This window comes from Paenisporosarcina sp. TG-14 (genome assembly GCF_000297555.1).
Classification (GTDB): domain Bacteria; phylum Bacillota; class Bacilli; order Bacillales_A; family Planococcaceae; genus Paenisporosarcina; species Paenisporosarcina antarctica.
Map to the genome: position 1 here is coordinate 1 of NZ_AMGD01000051.1, position 18,023 is coordinate 18,023.

16 protein-coding genes and 1 pseudogene are annotated in these 18,023 nt (G+C 37.7%); 13 read left to right on the forward strand and 4 right to left on the reverse strand.

Features of this window, described 5'->3' with window-relative positions; genetic code table 11:
* The first annotated feature begins 725 nt into the window (after positions 1–725).
* Positions 726–986 (forward strand): hypothetical protein, encoded by a 261-nt coding sequence (locus tag C406_RS0113965; RefSeq protein WP_017381266.1) that lies wholly within the window; start codon positions 726–728, stop codon positions 984–986.
* A gap of 159 nt (positions 987–1,145) precedes the next feature.
* On the opposite strand, the gene C406_RS0113970 is transcribed toward C406_RS0113965, so the two are convergent.
* On the reverse strand, positions 1,146–1,586 hold the full coding sequence (locus C406_RS0113970; RefSeq protein WP_017381267.1) for a DUF2269 family protein: 441 nt from the start codon (positions 1,584–1,586) through the stop codon (positions 1,146–1,148).
* A gap of 3 nt (positions 1,587–1,589) precedes the next feature.
* Entirely contained in the window at positions 1,590–1,934 is a 345-nt protein-coding gene (locus tag C406_RS0113975; protein ID WP_017381268.1) for an ASCH domain-containing protein, read from the reverse strand.
* Positions 1,935–2,079: 145 nt separating this feature from the next.
* On the opposite strand from C406_RS0113975, the gene C406_RS0113980 reads away from it, so the two are divergent.
* The 3 genes from C406_RS0113980 (at position 2,080) to C406_RS0113995 (ending at position 5,314) form a co-directional block, all read left to right on the forward strand.
* The gene (locus C406_RS0113980) at positions 2,080–3,009 is read left to right on the forward strand and encodes a catalase family peroxidase (protein ID WP_017381269.1); all 930 of its coding nucleotides are present in this window, start codon (positions 2,080–2,082) and stop codon (positions 3,007–3,009) included.
* A gap of 529 nt (positions 3,010–3,538) precedes the next feature.
* Positions 3,539–4,078, forward strand: coding sequence for a flavodoxin family protein (locus C406_RS0113990; RefSeq protein ID WP_017381271.1), 540 nt, complete (start codon positions 3,539–3,541; stop codon positions 4,076–4,078).
* Positions 4,079–4,489: 411 nt separating this feature from the next.
* Positions 4,490–5,314, forward strand: a complete 825-nt coding sequence (locus tag C406_RS0113995; protein ID WP_017381272.1) for a squalene/phytoene synthase family protein — start codon at positions 4,490–4,492, stop codon at positions 5,312–5,314.
* Positions 5,315–5,724: 410 nt separating this feature from the next.
* Here the strand turns inward: C406_RS0113995 and C406_RS0114000 are convergent, their stop codons facing one another.
* Positions 5,725–7,008 carry an ammonium transporter gene (locus C406_RS0114000; protein ID WP_017381273.1) on the reverse strand — a complete coding sequence of 428 codons (1,284 nt, stop codon included), beginning with the start codon at positions 7,006–7,008 and terminating at the stop codon, positions 5,725–5,727.
* 18 nt (positions 7,009–7,026) lie between these two features.
* A complete protein-coding gene (locus C406_RS0114005; RefSeq protein ID WP_017381274.1) occupies positions 7,027–7,356 on the reverse strand; it encodes a P-II family nitrogen regulator in 330 nt (109 codons plus the stop codon).
* Positions 7,357–7,733: 377 nt separating this feature from the next.
* On the opposite strand from C406_RS0114005, the gene C406_RS0114010 reads away from it, so the two are divergent.
* From C406_RS0114010 to C406_RS0114045, 9 genes and pseudogenes are all read left to right on the forward strand, one after another.
* The gene (locus tag C406_RS0114010) at positions 7,734–8,852 is read left to right on the forward strand and encodes a mandelate racemase/muconate lactonizing enzyme family protein (protein ID WP_017381275.1); all 1,119 of its coding nucleotides are present in this window, start codon (positions 7,734–7,736) and stop codon (positions 8,850–8,852) included.
* Positions 8,853–8,912: 60 nt separating this feature from the next.
* Positions 8,913–10,019 (forward strand): amidohydrolase, encoded by a 1,107-nt coding sequence (locus C406_RS0114015; protein ID WP_017381276.1) that lies wholly within the window; start codon positions 8,913–8,915, stop codon positions 10,017–10,019.
* A gap of 71 nt (positions 10,020–10,090) precedes the next feature.
* Positions 10,091–10,174: pseudogene (locus C406_RS21085) on the forward strand (calcium/proton exchanger); the annotation flags it as partial.
* Positions 10,175–10,286: 112 nt separating this feature from the next.
* Complete coding sequence (locus tag C406_RS0114020; protein ID WP_017381277.1) at positions 10,287–11,360, forward strand: FAD-dependent oxidoreductase; 1,074 nt, start codon at positions 10,287–10,289, stop codon at positions 11,358–11,360.
* 201 nt (positions 11,361–11,561) lie between these two features.
* Positions 11,562–12,749, forward strand: coding sequence for an alanyl-tRNA editing protein (locus tag C406_RS0114025; protein WP_017381278.1), 1,188 nt, complete (start codon positions 11,562–11,564; stop codon positions 12,747–12,749).
* A 973-nt stretch (positions 12,750–13,722) separates the two neighbouring features.
* On the forward strand, positions 13,723–13,998 hold the full coding sequence (locus tag C406_RS0114030) for a hypothetical protein (RefSeq protein ID WP_017381279.1): 276 nt from the start codon (positions 13,723–13,725) through the stop codon (positions 13,996–13,998).
* Positions 13,998–15,644, forward strand: a complete 1,647-nt coding sequence (locus tag C406_RS0114035) for a sodium:solute symporter family transporter (protein WP_017381280.1) — start codon at positions 13,998–14,000, stop codon at positions 15,642–15,644. Before C406_RS0114030 ends, C406_RS0114035 begins: the two co-directional genes overlap by 1 nt.
* Before the next feature lie 19 nt (positions 15,645–15,663).
* Positions 15,664–16,218 carry a hypothetical protein gene (locus C406_RS0114040; protein WP_017381281.1) on the forward strand — a complete coding sequence of 185 codons (555 nt, stop codon included), beginning with the start codon at positions 15,664–15,666 and terminating at the stop codon, positions 16,216–16,218.
* Between the two features lie 32 nt (positions 16,219–16,250).
* Entirely contained in the window at positions 16,251–17,828 is a 1,578-nt protein-coding gene (locus tag C406_RS0114045) for an acyl-CoA synthetase (RefSeq protein WP_026045713.1), read from the forward strand.
* Positions 17,829–18,023 lie beyond the last annotated feature (195 nt).

An 18,023-nucleotide genomic window follows, 5' to 3' on the forward strand; every position in this document is an offset into this window, starting at 1 on the left:
AAAGCGTCCACCGTAGCGGAAATAAACGGGTTTCTATGGTTACCCTTCTTAAAGGGACCGGGTGCACTTGCCGGTTTTTCTTAAAAACATAAGAAAGTATATAAAATTGATGTGTTAAAAACCCAGTGTTCATGGTGTATTTAGTATATGTAAACCAACATGCTAAATCGGACTTTCTTTTATGTAACTCTCGTTAATTAGATTTATGTGAAGTCGTGATTTCTTTTTTTAGAAATGCAAGTTTCCTCTCAAATATGAGTCTGAGTACTTTCATTTTAAAAGATAGGACGTTTTTTGAAATTTAATCGTTAAACAGGTGAATGATTGAAGTGAAAGGCGGCGACTCCTGCGGAAATAGCATGAGCTGAAGACCCCGCAGACGAGTTTGCTCGTCAAGGAGGCTGAGGCCATGCCCGCGGAAAGCGTCCGCCTGTAACGGAAATCACTATTTATATAGAAGGCGTTCTTATTTTCTAAATCCACTGTACTTTCTTAAAGGACTGGGCGTACTTTGCCCGGTTTTTCTTATATAAAGAAGTATTATTTTTAACAATTCACATAAAATAGTCAGTGTTAAATGAGTGTTTTTCAAGAAAAGTGAATCATTGAGCGTAGATTGTTAAGAGCATTTTTATCCAATTAAACTGTTCGATGAATAAAAATGCCCTGGTTTTGCCATAGTAACAATGTATTGAATTTTAAGTGGAAACTAAGGAGGACTTTCTATGGAAGATCACACACAAATGAGTTGGAAAGAAGATACGATAATTGCTCAATTGCATAATTCTGTGGATAATGTCACGATGGCTGTAGGTCAAGCTCAAACTCGTCCCACCGAACAGACTATTCAAAACGCGCAGGAAATGATCGAGCGTGCAGAACGTTCGGCCACAAATGCTCTCCAAAGCCGAGGGGAAACGGAACCTATTAGTACACTTTTGGAGCAGTTGAATCAGAACAAAGAGAAACTAAACGAATTGCACTAGTATTAAATATGAGTTCGCATAAACATGTTTTCTTAAAAACAAAGAGCCTGATTCTTAATAGAATCAGGCTCTTTGGCTAAACTGATAGAGTTAATTATAGTAAATATGAGCCAAACCGTTTGTATTGGGAGCAGAATAACCTCAGGATGTTTATCTGAGTCACCACAATGTTGGCTTGATAACCATTAAAGCCAGCATAAGAACTAATATGGTTATATAAATCCAGGTAGCTTTATGGAGAGTAGAAAGTAATGGTAAACGCTCAACTTCTGGGTCACTAAATTTCTTGAGAGTACCTGAAAATCCACGCGCAAGAAAGAAAATAGATAAAACCATTAGACCTATTGTTGCTACAATCCAAGGAGTATTCCAAGGCCAAGGTCCAAGGTAGACAAGTAATATACCAGAGCCCACGAGTACATGACCAGCATGTTTTATTAGTCGAACCACATAACGGAAAATAGCAATATAAGCTTCCTCCATTGCTAAATCTGCTTCTCGCATTTTTTTTAAAACAGCAAATAACACAAAAAGTGGACCAATCGACACGACGGCACTCAAAACATGGATGAAAATAATTAATACGTACAAATCATACATTTTTTATACTTTTACCGGAGTGAATTCATGAACCCAAACTGTCATAGTTGGCAACCAAGGCATACCAGGATGATAAGACAAAATGGACTGTTTGTATTCTTCTACAGATTGGAAGCCTTCTTGTTTTGCGTGTTCTTCCTTCAGTTCACCAAGGGATTGATTATAAACATTGTTTACAATGAATGATTGTCCTTTTAATTCCATGATTTCGCCTATATCTGCATAACGACCATTACGACGTGTAGCAGTTTTTTGTCCTAGTAATACTTTTTCAACATCAGATTCCAATGTTACTAGACGCTCGATTGAACATGTTTTAGGGGGTAAATTAGTTGTTTCATTAGTCATGAAGTTTCCACCTTTTTTTGTTTAGTTTTTTAATTATTTTATGGATATCTTGTTGGCAAAGATTCACTTCCTAAGTGTACACGTTAAAAACAATTTGAACCATGATGAAAAGAAGTAAATAGGTAGAAACAAAGGAGGATCCGATATGATTGAGGATACAACTGAAACCGTATTGGCGAAAAGAGCAGTGAACGGGATAGAGGATGTATTTGGTACACACCCTGGTTATCGTCGTGCTCATGCAAAAGGAGAGTTGTATGAAGCGACGTTTACGCCTACTGGTAAAGCGTCTCCTTATACGATGGCCGAGCACTTAAGAGACACCGAGGTTCAGGCAATTGTTCGTTTTTCAAATACTTCACCTAACCCATCAACTTCTGATGCTCTTGCAGCGGTGAAGGGAATGTCAGTACAATTTCAATTGTCTGAAGGAATAATAACGAATTTAGTAGGGATAACCTTGCCAATCTTTGTGACTAAATCACCTCAGACATTCTTGAAAATTTTAAATACTATGAAGTCTTTCAAGGATGGTAAACCTAATTTTAAAGACATGGTAAAACTCTTTGCAACATATCCAGAAAGTCGAACTGCTTTTCAAATGATACGTAAGCTCAAAAATACCAAAAGCTATGCAACAGGTCGTTACTACGCAGTACATGCATTTTATTTGGTTAATGAAAATGGTATAAGAACACCAGTGAAGTTTGAGTGGGAACCCGAGGCGGGTGTAGAGACCTGGTCAGTCAAAGAACTGGCGGCTATGCCAAGTGATTTTTTAGAAAAGGAAATGATCAACCGCTTAAAATTGGGAGAAGTTCGATTTCGCTTACATATCGTAATTGGAGAAAAAGTTGATCCAACTGATGACCCTACAAAAGAATGGCCAAAAGGGCGACAGCGTATTGAAGCTGGAATTTTAAGTGTGAAATCAAAATTACTTATCGATAAAGATCATTTCATCTTTGATCCAACTATCTTACCCACAGGAATAGAATGCTCGAATGATGAAATCTTGCCATTTCGCAGAGATACATATGCAATTTCCTATGAAAGACGGAAAAAAGAGGGTTAAATGAAAAGTTATACACCAAAAAGAGTAAATTATCCACAAATTGTGGATAATTTCAGAAAATTTCCACTTTGTCCACATGTGGATAACATTATGGGCTTATTAATAATTATCGATAAAATTCATTATTAATGAAATTATTTAATATAATTGTTAGTAAGATTTCTTGGTCCTGTGATGCTAGTTTTCCGATATAGATTTTAACCTTTTCATCATAAATCTTTTCGATTTCTGTTCATATGAACTGATAATGATTTATTTCGCTACGTAATAATTCTAAATAAAAGCCGATCGCATCAATATTATCGATAACAATAAAAATCATGTAAAGGTCTGTAATTCTTTCACTTCTTTTCAATGTCGTTAGTTAGTAGTCAAACTTTCTTCAATATTATCGTATGTACTTAAAAAATAAGTGAACTTTTCAGTGAGAAATAATTCAAATAAAATAAGTAGAGTGTTAAATTAATAGGCATATTGCATACACTAGTAATTGTCTAAAGTATTTATTTGAAAAGGGGACAGTCTAATTATGAGCATTGCTGTGATATACGGAAGTACCCGTCAAAACGGAAACACCGAACAACTAACGGAGAAAGTAATAAAAGGGCTAGAAATCGAAAAAATTTTCTTGCGAGATTTTACTATTCAACCAATCGAAGATCTTCGACATACAGAAGCTGGATTTGTGGATGTAGATGATGACTATAACAAGCTTGTTGAACGTATGATGAAGCATGATACGTTTATATTTGCAACGCCTATTTATTGGTATAGCATGTCAGGTACCATGAAGAATTTTATTGATCGTTGGTCACAAACAATGCGAGATGAAAAATTTCCTGATTTTAAAAAACAACTAGGAACGAAAAAGGCTTATGTCATAGCGGTAGGCGGAGACAATCCTTCTATTAAAGGTTTACCACTTATTCAGCAATTCAATTATATTTTTGAATTTATGGGGATCTCATTTGACGGTTATGTGCTTGGTAAAGCAAAACGTCCGGGAGATATCTCAGAAGACGCAGTGGCAATCTCAGCTGCTAAGGAATTAAATAAAAAAATTAAATGAGTGGGATATTTTATTGATAAATGCTAGACGTGTCTGTAAACGGGGGATTATCGATAATAAGTAAGAGTTTGTAAGTATCGGTCAAAAGCGTCTACAAATATCCTATCGTTCTGTAATAAACTAATATAATATATCTTCGAATTAGTGTGAACATTACTTCTTAGAGTTTAGCCATCGTTTTCAATTCACCCTGAAAAACGATGGTTATTTTTGTATTAAGAAGTATTTATAGTAAGTGGAAAAGTGTATTAAATTCAATTAAGAATCTGCATATTCATTACTTTTCGACTAGTTTGTTAAAATTACATGCTTTGATGCGTATTAATACTGAAATTTATTGTATGATAAGAGGATCAGAACGTTTAATCATAAGAATACATAAACAAATTAACGGAACTGGAGGAATCGAGTATGAGTGAGGCTGTCATATTGCATCGAGAAGCGATGGATGTGTTAAAACAAACAAGTCGGACATTTTTCATTCCAATTAATTTTTTAGAACCGACCCTTAGAAAAACAGTAGCGTCTGCATATTTATGTATGCGTGCGATTGATGAAATAGAAGACCATCCAGATATGGAGGCAGAGACAAAACGCCAATTGTTAACGTCGATTAGTGAAAGTTTGAAAACCACATTTGACGCTGAAAAATATCGTGAACTTATTGAGCCTTATGAAAACTCGCTTCCAATTGTGACGAAACGTCTAGCGGATTGGATTTTATTATGTCCACCAGATGTAGTAGAGAAAGTTAAAGAGTCAACCGCTGTAATGGCGGAGGGGATGGCGAAATGGATCGATAAAGACTGGCGCATTAAGACCAAAGAAGATTTAGATGATTATACGTATTATGTGGCAGGACTAGTTGGATGCATGTTGTCTGATTTGTGGAAATGGCATGACAGCAATATTGAAACTGATCGTGAGAAAGCGATTGCTTTTGGACGAGGCTTACAAGCTGTAAATATTTTGCGTAATCAAGATGAAGACTGGGAGCGAGGCGTTCGTTTCTTACCAGATGGTTGGGACAGAGAAGATTTATTTTTATATGCTAAACAAAACTTAGCAATGGGGAGCGAATACGTAAAAGATATTAACAATCGTTCTATTACTATGTTTTGTAAATTGCCGCTTGCCCTTGCGAGTAGTACATTAAAAGCAATGAAAATAGGTCGAGAAAAAATTTCGCGTAAAGAAGTTGAGTCGATAGTAAAGGAACTTGAAAGCCAACATTAATTTAAATAATATAACTAAACAAGATGCCAGGCTCCAAAGGTATAGTGGGACATACTATGTCCACTATAGCTAAGGGTGCCTGGCACTTTAATTTGTTCACAGTAAAGATTGTTTTCATTTATACAAGACCAGCTATGTTTAGATCTAATTGCCATCTTTTCGTGCTTTTATGTCTGGACTATCGCTCAATGCTAGGGGCAACTCTTTTTGCTAGCATTATCGGTAGGCGTTAGACAATGGTAATGCTGAACTGTATTGTAAATACGCGGATTGCCTGTACGAAAGACGCCGATGTAAGTGACGAAATCACTTACATCGGCGTCTTTTATTTTGGTGCAGCAGGTTTGGGATCCAAAGCGACTTGAAAACTTCTGTTGGTAAAGTCTTACAAAGCCTTTATTATATTACTCTTACTTTGCTTCCACTGATTTGCCGAGTTGTGTTAGACGATGAGCGAAGTCATTAGAACGTGGTGCTGCACCTTTAAATACATCTTGTAAGACGTACGCTTGAGTACCGTGTTCAGAGTAATCTAAGCCAATTGTTTCGTCTTCTTTTGACACGCGTAATGAAGTAAATAAACGTATCGTTAGCAAACTACCACCGACAGTTAGTGAAGTCCACCCAATAATTGCGGCTACTCCAATGAATTGAATGGTAATTACTTCAACGCCACCTCCGTAAAATGCCCCGTTCGCTACGTCGAATAAACCGACTGCGATCGTTCCCCAAATACCTGCGATACCATGAACGGATATTGCACCGACAGGATCATCAATTCTTGCTTTCACATCAAAGAATCGAATGCTTTCAGTCATTAATACCCCTGAAACAAGTCCAATCACAATTGCGCCAATAAGAGAGACGTTTGCGCATCCCGCTGTAATTCCTACAAGCCCACTAAGAGCGCCATTTAACGTAAGTGACGCGTCTATTCGTTTGTAGCGAAGTTTGGTATAGAGAGCAGTGGACAATACAGCTGCAGATGCAGCAAGTAACGTATTAGCTATGACTAATGGTACTAATGTAGGGTCAGCTGCAAGCGTACTACCGCCATTAAAGCCGAACCATCCTAGCCATAAAATAAAGACACCGAGTGCTCCCAAGGGAACGCTGTGGCCTGGTATAACATTTACTGAATGTCCACTATATTTTCCGATACGAGGCCCAATCAACCATGCGGCAATTAACGCGCCAACAGCACCGGTTAAATGAACAACTGACGATCCTGCGAAATCAATATAACCAAGCTCAGCTAACCATCCTCCACCCCAAACCCAGTGGCCAACAATTGGGTAAATAACTCCCGTCATTGCGACGACTAATATAAGGTAAGAAGATAATTTCATTCGCTCTGCAACTGCTCCAGAAATAATGGTCGCACATGTTGCAGCAAAAACAGCTTGGAATACAAAGAACCCTATATCTTCACGTCCAAGTAAAGCAAAACCTTCTGTCCCAATTAGTCCAAAAGCGGAAGGGCCGAACATAATCGCGAAACCTATGATGAAATAAAGCAGGGAACCAAGCAATACAGTCAATAAGTTTTTCATTAATATATTTACTGTATTTTTGGAACGAGTGAATCCAGTTTCAACCATGGCAAAACCAGCATGCATAAAAAATACTAAAATAGCACCAATCATCATCCACATCATATCTACCGAGCTTTGTACTGCTTCAATTGACTCCATAATCCTGCCCCCGTCCCCTTAATATACGACGGTTGCGCCGCGTTCTTTTGTTCGAATTCGAATTGCTTCATCCACTGGTATAATGAAAATTTTTCCATCTCCCACTTCACCAGTAGTCGCGTAATCTAAGATGGCTTCGACTAAATGATCTTCAACCACCATCTCTAATTTTAATTTAGCTGAGAACTCCATTTCATAAGCATTTCCACGAAAAAGGCCTGTTCGTCCCTCTTGTCTACCGCAGCCTGCAATTTCCATTACACTTAATCCATCAATTCCTTCAAGTGCCAAAGCTCTTCGGACATCTGGGAAAACTTCTGGTCGAATAATTGCTTCAATTTTTTTCATTTTCATTCTCCTTTCTGTCTCTAATAACTTATGTTAGATTTCCTAACATAATAATCTGAATAAACTAAAAAATCAACTAAATATAAAATTTGATGTTAGATTACCTTACGTGTAGAGAGGTGGACGAGTAGAATACTATAATAGTGATTGTATTTTCCTTTCGAAACTGGATTTACTAAGTTTGAGTCATCAGCCAATTCAATTAGTTCATGATTGATTGAGGAAAACGAGACTCATCTTGCAAAATGCGCAAAAATGACTAATTCCTATTCTCCGTATTTGTAGTAAATAAATTATTGTATAATAAATTTTGATGGCAAAAAATTTAAACAATAAAATTGACGTGTTGTATTAAACATGAAAAAGGAGAAGATTAAATGAAAATTACAAAAGCCACGGTGTATGCAGTCCGTTTCCCTTTGCGTAACCCGTTTATCATTTCGTATGCGACCTATCCGGAAATGTATTCTGTCATTTTAGAGCTAGAGACTGATACTGGTCTAATTGGCTATGGTGAGGCAGTTCCGGATGAACATGTGACTGGCGAATATTACCTTTCTACATATGAGCTTTTGAAGGGACTTTTGATTCCAAAGATTATCGGAATGAGCCCATTTGATATTGAATCCATTCACGACGTGATGAATTCGACAATTTCACGTAACCCTGCAGCAAAAGCAGCCATTGATATTGCCTGTTATGACTTGATGGGGAAAGCTACGAATCAGCCTGTTTACAACCTTATTGGAGGTAAAGCTCATGAACAGTTGACCTACCCTAAAGTGTTAAGTATCGAGGCTCCGATTGAGATGGCACAAAAAGCAAAGCAAGCACTTGTAGATGGCTACCATTCATTAAAACTAAAAGTGGGATTGAATCTTCCACAAACTGATGTGGAACGCATTAAAGCGGTTAGGGAGGCAGTCGGTCCAGACGTGGAAATCCGTGTTGATGTAAACCAAGGATGGAAAACAACAGGAACAGCTACTGCCGCCATTAAACAATTGGAGGACCTTAATTTATCTTGGATAGAGCAACCAATAAAAATGGGTGACATTCGTGGACTTGCCTCTATTCGACAGAAAACATCGGTACCTATTATGGCGGACGAGACGATCCAAACAATGGAAGACTTACTTGAAATTATTCGTCTCGAAGCTGCTGATGTCATCAATATCAAGTTGATGAAATGTGGAGGAATATATCCGGCCATTCATTTGGCGAAAACAGCAGAAGCTGCTGGAATTACATGCCAAGTTGGGTCTATGGTGGAATCTTCCGTTGCTTCTGCGGCAGGCTATCACACTGCGTATGCTCATAAAAATATTGAAAGTACAGAATTGACGGGTCCTCTATTGTTTTCTGAAGAAATAGGGGATCTGAAATATACAATTCCATACGTCCACTTATCCACTGATCCAGGATTAGGGATTCATGTTGACCGTACACAGCTTGCGAAACTGACCATCCAATCAGCAACTATAAATGTTGAATGAGGATTAACATGAAAACAGTACATTAATCGTTGAAGTAGGGATAGGTAGGGGGGTCTTATTATGAGGGAAGATAAACAAGTGGAGCAACAAATACAAGAGTGGTTTTCCCATTTCCATGCAAATCCAGAGGTAAGCGGGAAAGAAGTTGAAACAACAGCCAAAATAGCCAGTATTCTAGATAAACTAGCTGTGGAATATAAAACGTTCGATGATGTGACGGGTTTGGTAGCGGAAATTGGAAGTGGTCTAGAAGTTATTGCAGTACGGGCGGATATCGATGCGCTGTGGCAGGAAGTTGACGGTGTTTATAAAGCGAATCATTCATGTGGGCATGATGCCAATATCTCTATGGTTCTTGGAGCATTGCTTTACTTACGCAATCAGTCCTTAACTAAACGTATTCGTTTTATTTTCCAGCCTTCCGAGGAAAAAGGGAATGGCTCGATTTCAATGATAGAACGAGGTGCGGTGGATGATGTCTCCTACCTATTTGGTGTACATCTACGTCCAGTTGAAGAATTGCCTTTTGGAAAAGTTTCACCGGCCATCCATCATGGAGCAGGTATTTTTTGTGAAGGACTTATTGAAGGTATTGATGCACATGGGGCGCGTCCTCACCAAGGCAAAAATTCAATAGATGTCTTGGTAGCTATCCATCAAATGATTAAGTCAATCTACGAATCGCCTTTTGAATCGTACTCTGTCAAACTGACTAACGTGCATGCAGGCGGTGAAAGTCTGAATATCATTCCAGGAAAGGGTACCTTTGCCATTGATGTACGTGCGCAGTCTAATAAGGTACTGAATCGCTTGCAAGATAAAGTGAATGAAGGTCTCGCTCAATTGAAGTCTATGTATGGTGTAGAGATCACCTGGAAATGGAATGATTACACACCTGCGGCAGAAGTGTCGGAGGAAGCCGTGGCGTTTGCAGATGCAGCGATACGCAAAGTAGTGGGTGAGGAGTTTGTGGCACCGGCCGTTATCACTTCGGGAAGTGATGATTTTCATTTTTACACAATAAAGAATCCTTCGATAAAAGCTACGATGATAGGTGTTGGAGCAAACATGACGCCTGGGCTGCATCATCCGAAAATGACGTTTGAGCGGGATGCACTGGGAATAGGTGCTCGTGTTCTTGCAGTAACATTATTACGAGCAAAATAAATATTTTTGGTAATCTTGGTAATGTATTTTCTAAATGCCAGGTAGATGGGTTAATTGGACTGTCTACTTGGCATGACGGTGAATCCAACTGGTTTAAAGGGCTCACATTACTCGCTGCTTACCTAATTATGGGCATCGGTTTTTATTTACATTAACTATTTGAATTAGCTAGTAAAGAAAACAAGAAAGAGTCTGGTCTAATGAGACAATAAATTCCTGCACGAGTCTGTATGAAGAGTCTGTTTTGTGAAGTAAGGAGTTGATGAGTTGGTAGATTTATTATTAATAGGTGGAGGGCATGCGCATCTAGGCATATTACGTGAGATCCGAACGAAGGCAGTCGATTATCAAGTAACACTCATTTCAGCTTCACAATACCAATATTATTCTGGAATGTTTTCAGGTTATACAGAAGGCTTTTATTCGAAATCAGATATTCGAATAGATTTAGAAAAATTATGTGAACAAGCCGGTGTGACATTTGTGGAAGATACAATTATTAAAGTAGATGCAGCTAACCGGAAATTGATTGGTGTTTCTGGAAATGTGTATGACTTTAACGTGGTGTCATTTGATATAGGGTCAAGTATTGGGAATTTAGATGGCTCTGTTAAGCAAACTAAAATAAAACCTAATTTTATTTTCCCTAAGGAAATTAGTGAATTTCGTGAAACATCATTTCCTGTTATTGTTGGCGGCGGAGCGGCAGGGGTAGAGATGGCGTTATCTGTTCAAGCCTGGCGGTGCAAAAATGGTTATATGGATAATGTTACAATCATTAGCTCTTCATCTATACTGTCGTCAGTCAGTAAAAAAGCCGAAACAAAAATTTTGAAGATCGTTAGGCAAAAAGGCATTCGTGTGTTTGAAAATGATGAAATAGTCGAAGTATCAACCCAAGGATTAGTGACGAAGAATGGGGAGCATATTGCATGTTCACACCTGTTTCCTCTAACAGGACCCAAACCAAGCAGTTTATTTGCAGACTCATCGTTACCGCTTGATTCCAAAGGATTTTTACTAGTAGGAAAAACGTTACAAGTTACTGAATTTCCTTGGTTGTTTGGAGCGGGTGATTGTGTGACCATAGCTGACTACTTGAGCTTACCTAAGAATGGCGTTTATGCAGTCAGACAGGGGCCTATATTATGGGGAAACATCAATCATTATTTACAAGGAAAACAATTAACAAGCTTTGATCCCCAGAAAAAATTCGTGGCGATTTTGTCGGTCGGTCAACGAGAAGGTCTTCTTACATATGGGGAAAGCGCTTATTATGGAAAATGGGCATGGCAGTTGAAACATTGGATTGATAAGAAATTTATGGAAAAACACAAGTGAACTACCGAAACAAAAAGCTTTTGACTATAATCAGTCAAAAGCTTTTTTGTATTAGCTACTTTCTAAGTTTTGACAGAGTGTATTCATTCTTTTCTTGTTAATTCTACTTAAAATGATGGTAAAGTACTTATGTATATACCTATTTTTTTACTTATTAAACAAGCACAATTGAAACTGTGCACTTAAAGGAGTTCGGTTGAAGTGAAACGGAAATTATTTTATGAAGATGCTTATCGTCAAAGTGGTGTCACGAAAGTTGTAAGTTTAGCTAAAGACCAATCAGAAAGATGGTACGTCACTCTAGAAGAAACTCTCTTTTATCCAACAGGTGGGGGACAACCTCACGATACTGGCATGATAAATAGTGTTCAAGTAATTGATGTGGAGGAAGTGGAAGGTGAAATCCGACATTATTTAGCAAAACCACTACTTGAAGTGGGGGAAGCTGTAAATATTGAAATCGACTGGACTCGGCGCTTTGACTTCATGCAACAACATGCAGGTCAACATATATTGACTGCATCATTTGTTGAATTATTTGATATTCAGACCACGAGTTTTCATTTAGGGAAAGAACTAGTCACAATTGATTTGGATATAAAAGACGTCTCTACTGAACAGTTATTAAAAGTAGAAAAACGGGCAAATCAACTCATTTTAGAAAACCGTCCGATTGAAACAAGGTGGGTAACTAAAGATGAACTGAAAGATTATCCCATTCGAAAACAAGTAGCAGTTGAAGAAGATATTCGTTTAGTCATCATTCCTGAATTTGATTACAACGGCTGCGGGGGAACACATCCTTCTTCAACTGGTCAAATAGGAGCGTTGAAAATTCTTGATACAGAAATGCAAAAAGGGAAGATACGCATTCATTTTGTCTGTGGAGGTAGGGTCTTACAGCAACTTCATCGCAAACAAAAGACGTTGCAAGAAGTGACTCATTTACTAAGCGCACCAGAAGAAGGACTAGCACTTGCAGTGAAAGTGATATTGGATAATAGTAAAAAACTAGAGAAAACGTTGGAAGAGACACATGAACAATTAATGAACTATGAAGTAAAGGAACTACTTGGAGGAATACAACAAGAAGGCATGTCCATTGAACGTGTTTTCCGCCAACGACCAATTCAAGAATTACAGAAAATCGCACGTTTAACTGTGGCACAAGCAACAAACTGTCGGGTGATTTTCATTGCTGAAAATGATGGCTTACTACAAATTGTATTAGCAAGAGGAACCGAAAATCAAACTAATATGAAACAACTAATTCTTCAAATACTGCCACTTATCAACGGGAAAGGTGGCGGTACTGAATCCTTTGCGCAAGGAGGCGGTACGACTGATCTAACTGGCCAACAGCTCTTAGAGGAAATTCATTTATTTTAAGCTAGAAGGAACTTTGCAAACTTTTCTCGAAAAACAATTAACCTTAGTATTATACTGCTCTACTAAGGTTTTCGGGTCGTTTGAGAAGAGGGAAGCGATCAATTCATTGTGTCGACTAGGGTTCCGGTGGAGGCTTTGGACCTCATAACATAGAGAATGAAAGAGAAGAACGAGGTGACAAAATTCACCTCGTTCTTCTCTTTTTCCGTCACGTCGCAAGATTACAACTTTTTGGTTTACGAAAGAATAGATACTTACTACATAGAAAACAGTTTGCCGAAGAAAACAGCGTTACTTTTTCAGGAACTAAGATGATATTGCTGGTTTTTTCAATTCAAATTCCGCTGAGCGATTGGTCAGTTGGAAAATCTTATGTCCAGGTTGACGGAGATGCTGTCACAAAGTACCTCTACTTCAGAAACTCATTTGAAAGGGAGACGAGATTGAGTGGCAGTTTATACTCATTAATGTATATTTATTCGTTAAAGTGTTATGTTCAAATGTGTCTATAGGGACAAATAACGTCCACCTAATTGCGATTTGTATGGAATTTTATGTAATTAAACAAGATTCTTTACTATATAAATTAAAGGTAGGTACAAGAATAATTTGTTAATAATTATGTTTAAAATACTTTTATGTTGAATATTTATACAGATTAAAATTCCGAATTTCAGTAAAAAATATTTAATGAATAGTGATAAATGTCACTACAAATACTGTTGCAAAGAGCTTTTTATCTTTTTATCTTCTAATTATGAGATTTATAAATTAAAATTTTTTAGTATAAAGTATTAATTTTCTTAAAATTTGAATTATTGCATTGACTGTTTATTGGGGAAACGCTTACAATCAATATATTACTTCTAACAATTAGTAGAGAGAAAGGGAAATATTTAAGGTAAAACTGAGCGAGTGCTCAGTCGGTTAACGGAGGGTATAAAAATTTTTTTTTAATGGGGAGAATTATTTTATGAAGGCTTATAAAAAAGAGGTTCGTTTTACTATTATTATGGCTTCTGCTTTTATTCTTATGGGGAATGCTGGATTCTTTTTTGTGTTGTTCCCGACGGATGCAATCTTATTTGGATTTCCAGTTAAGTATATCGTGCCGATCTTAATGGGGTGGTTCGGTGTGTTTATCTTAACGTTGATTGCTGGGAAAATTGGAAACCAGATTGATGAAGATATTGAAAATGAAAATATGTCATTGGCACGAACTGAAAAAGAGAAAGGACGTGTGGCGTAATGGAAGGAGAAAACTGGCAGTTATCTAATCCTATTTTAGGTTTAGGTGTAGTATTAGCAACTTTTATTATGTTTTATATAGTTGGATATATATCGAATCGAAAGAGCACTTCAGCAAAACAGTTATATGTAGGTGATGGGAATGTTGGGCCGGTAGTAAATGGTTTAGCCATGGCTTCCACTTATATGAGTCTGGCAACATTCTTAGGAATTACAGCTTTAATATTAAAACTACAAGTACCTTTTATCCTTTTATGGATTCAATTAATTTTAGCAATTCCGCTTATTACCATTATTTATGGAACGAGTCTTCGTCGCATGGGTGCTTTCTCACCGACGCACTTTGTTCGTGAACGATATGGCGTAAAAGCTTCCATAATTGCGGCACTATTTATGGTTCTTGTTTCTATTATGTATGCACTTGGTCAAATGATTGGGATTGCCATTACATTTGAAACACTTTTCGGAATACCTTACTTAACAGGATTAATTGTTGGTGGACTTATAATCGTTGGATATATTACGGTTGGCGGTATGGCAGGTGCAACAAACAATGCAGCGATTCAAATGGTCATTATGGCATTAATGTTCATCGTTCCATTAGGGGCAATCATGAAGGCTGTTGGAGGTACTGGGTGGTATTTCCCACCATTACTTTACGCAGACATGGTGCCGGCAATGTTAGAAGCCTTACCTACTTTCTTTGATTATCAATTTGGACCAAAATGGTATTTCTCACTTCTAGCACTTACTATCGGTTCATTAGGACTACCTCATTTAGCGATGCGTATATATACAGCATCTAGTTTGAAAAGTGCTCGTTCGGCAATGGTATACTTTGCTTTTATTTTAGGATTAGTGTTCTCTGCAACTTATGCAATGGGGTTTGTTGGTGTATTTGCAACATCTACTCAAGGATTGGAAATTTCTCCTGCAGATGCAGATAAGCTGACGATTATTCTAAACTTAGTTTACAATCCAGAATGGGTAACAGCACTTGTAATTGCTGGTGCGATCTCTGCAGGCTTATCAACATTAGGTGGTAACTTACTAGCTGTTGGTGCTTTATTATCACAAGATATCGTGGCGACATTAAAACCGAATATATCTCAAAAAGCGAGCTTGAAAATAGGTTATATTTCAATCTTTATTGGAGGAATTATTAGTATCATACTTGCTATTGAACCACCAGCTTTCCTAGTAGTTAGTATTTTGTGGGCGTTTGGTTTAGCCGGAGTTACGAATGCACCTCTAATAATTGTTGGAGTATGGTGGAAAGAAGCGAATAAATATGGAGCTATCGTCTCTTCAGTTGTAGGGGGAGCATTATATATCATTGTATCTCCATTCGTTTTCCCAAGTATTGTTGTAACAGGACATGCGGTGACTGATGGTATGGGATTATCAGGCGGAATGTTAGCAGTGCCTGTAAGTTTTATTCTTTTAATCGTAGTGTCATATATTACGAATCGTATGCCTTCTCTAGCAGGTAAACTGACTAAGGAAGAGGATATTAAATTAATTGAACGTATTCATGGTTGGAAAGACATTCAATCTTACCGTTATAACAGTACCCTTGGCGCTTCTCTAACAGTGGTAGTTTGTCTAGGCATATTCATTTGGGCGTTAATGCCGTGGAATATGTAGGAATGAAGGAGTGTTGAAAATGGTCGGAAAAATGATGATTTTAGATAAACCCACTTTTCGGGCATTTTTAAATACCCCGAAGATACTACTAATGAGTCGTCTATTACTACTTCTTATTGGGATTGGCTATGGTGTACTATCTATCGTTTCAAACATTTCTTATATTAGTAGTTTTGAATCGGAGGTATTAAAGAATTTCTTCGTACCGGCTATTTTCCTAGGATTTGGAATTATAATGGTTTTCATAACAAAACTCGGATTAACTTTCTTATTGTGGGCTGGGGCTCGAGGTTTTGGGGGTCCTGGTATATTAAAAGAATTAAATCGCGCGACACCAGTAGCCCTAATACCTGGATTGCTTGGTGTTCCGTATTTAGTTGGTATTGGAAATGGTCATATTGGAATATTTCTTCTGTTGATAGTTAGTGTGTTATGGATGTACTTCATAAGTGTTAGAATTATTCAAATAACTCAGAATTTAAATGGAGTTAAGTCGTATTTATCGGTGTTAATTTCATTTATATTTTTAGCAAGTATTTATTATTTAGTAGTCCCAACTGGTTCACTTAGTTAATAATTTTTTGAGGAGATGAAAAGATGAACAAGATGAATGTAGAGCAATTAGTAGCACCAGAACAATATAACATTGCCTCGGAACTAGACCAATATAAGAACGATACGGAAACTCTTGCGATACGATGGTTTGATGATTCAGGTAATCGTCGTGATATTTCATATAAAGAACTGATTGAAAAGTCAAATCAATTCTCACAAACATTATTGAATTTAGGTATTCAAAAAGGTGATCGACTATTAATTATTCTTCCCCGTATCCCGGAAGCCTATTTTACGTATTTAGCTTGTTTAAAAGCAGGAATTGTTGCAATTCCTTGTTCAGAAATGTTGCGGAAAAAAGATTTACTTTATCGAATGCATCATTCAGGAGCAAAAGGAATCGTTGCTCATTATAAAACGACAGCTGAAACGAATTTAATCGATGAAGAGACAGATGCTTTAGTAAACAAATTGATTGTTGGCGGTCAAGAAGAAGGCTGGCAGTCATTTGAAGAACTGGCTTCACGAGAAAGTGTGAATTTTGATGGGGCACCTACACACCGTGAAGATATGGCATTCCTTTCTTATACTTCAGGTACAACTGGCAATCCAAAAGGAGCGGTTCATACTCATGGTTGGGGATATGCACATGTTCAAACGGCAGCTAAAAAATGGCTAGGGGTTGAAAAAGGCGACACTGTTTGGGCTACAGCGGCTCCGGGTTGGCAGAAGTGGATTTGGAGTCCTTTTTTATCCACTATCACACTAGGTGCAACGGCTCTAGTTTACAACGGTTCGTTTGATCCGATTAAATATTTAGAAATTCTAGGAAACGAAAAAGTGAATGTGCTATGTTGTACGCCTACAGAATACCGTATTATAGCAAAAGTAGAAGGATTGAATGACTATCAATTACCAGAATTACGCAGTGCTGTTTCAGCTGGTGAACCTCTGAATCGACAAGTAATCGAAGCTTTCCAAGGAGCATTTCAGTTAAATGTACGTGATGGCTATGGACAAACTGAAAACACATTGCTTGTGGGTACATTACAAGATATGGAAGTGAAACCTGGTTCGATGGGACTTCCAACTCCAGGAAATCCAGTAGATATTATTAACGAAGATGGTGAACCAACTGGAGTAGGAGAAGTAGGAGACATCGCTGTTCACAAAAGTTGCCCAGCTTTATTTAAAGAATATTATTTAGATCCTGAGCGCACAAAAGCATCTTTTAGAGGTGAATGGTATTTAACAGGTGATCAAGCATCTCGTGATGAGGATGGATACTTCTGGTTTGAGGGCCGCAGTGATGATATTATCATTAGCTCTGGGTATACGATTGGACCATTTGAAGTTGAAGATGCGTTAATGAAGCATGCTGCTGTTCAAGAATGTGCAGTTGTAGCAGCTCCTGACGAAATTCGTGGAAGCGTAGTTAAAGCATATGTCGTATTGCGTGACCCTGGAGCAGTAACTGACAAAGCAGCATTGATTAAAGAACTTCAAAATCATACAAAAGAAATAACAGCACCTTATAAATATCCACGTATTATTGAATTTATTGACGAATTACCAAAAACAACTTCTGGTAAAACACGTCGAATCGATCTACGTAAATTAAATTCTTAATTAAAGAATATCAGGAAAATGCCAGGCGCCAATACGTTGAGTGGGACAAAAAACGTCCAACGAAACGGGAGGTGCCTGGCACTTTTTTTGCAAAATAAGAAAGTATATAAATTTAGTGAGCCGTGAATCCAGTATTCAGGGTTTTTTAAGGAGTAGGTTCTAGTATGATACTGCTGATTTGCGCTCCAGGCGGAC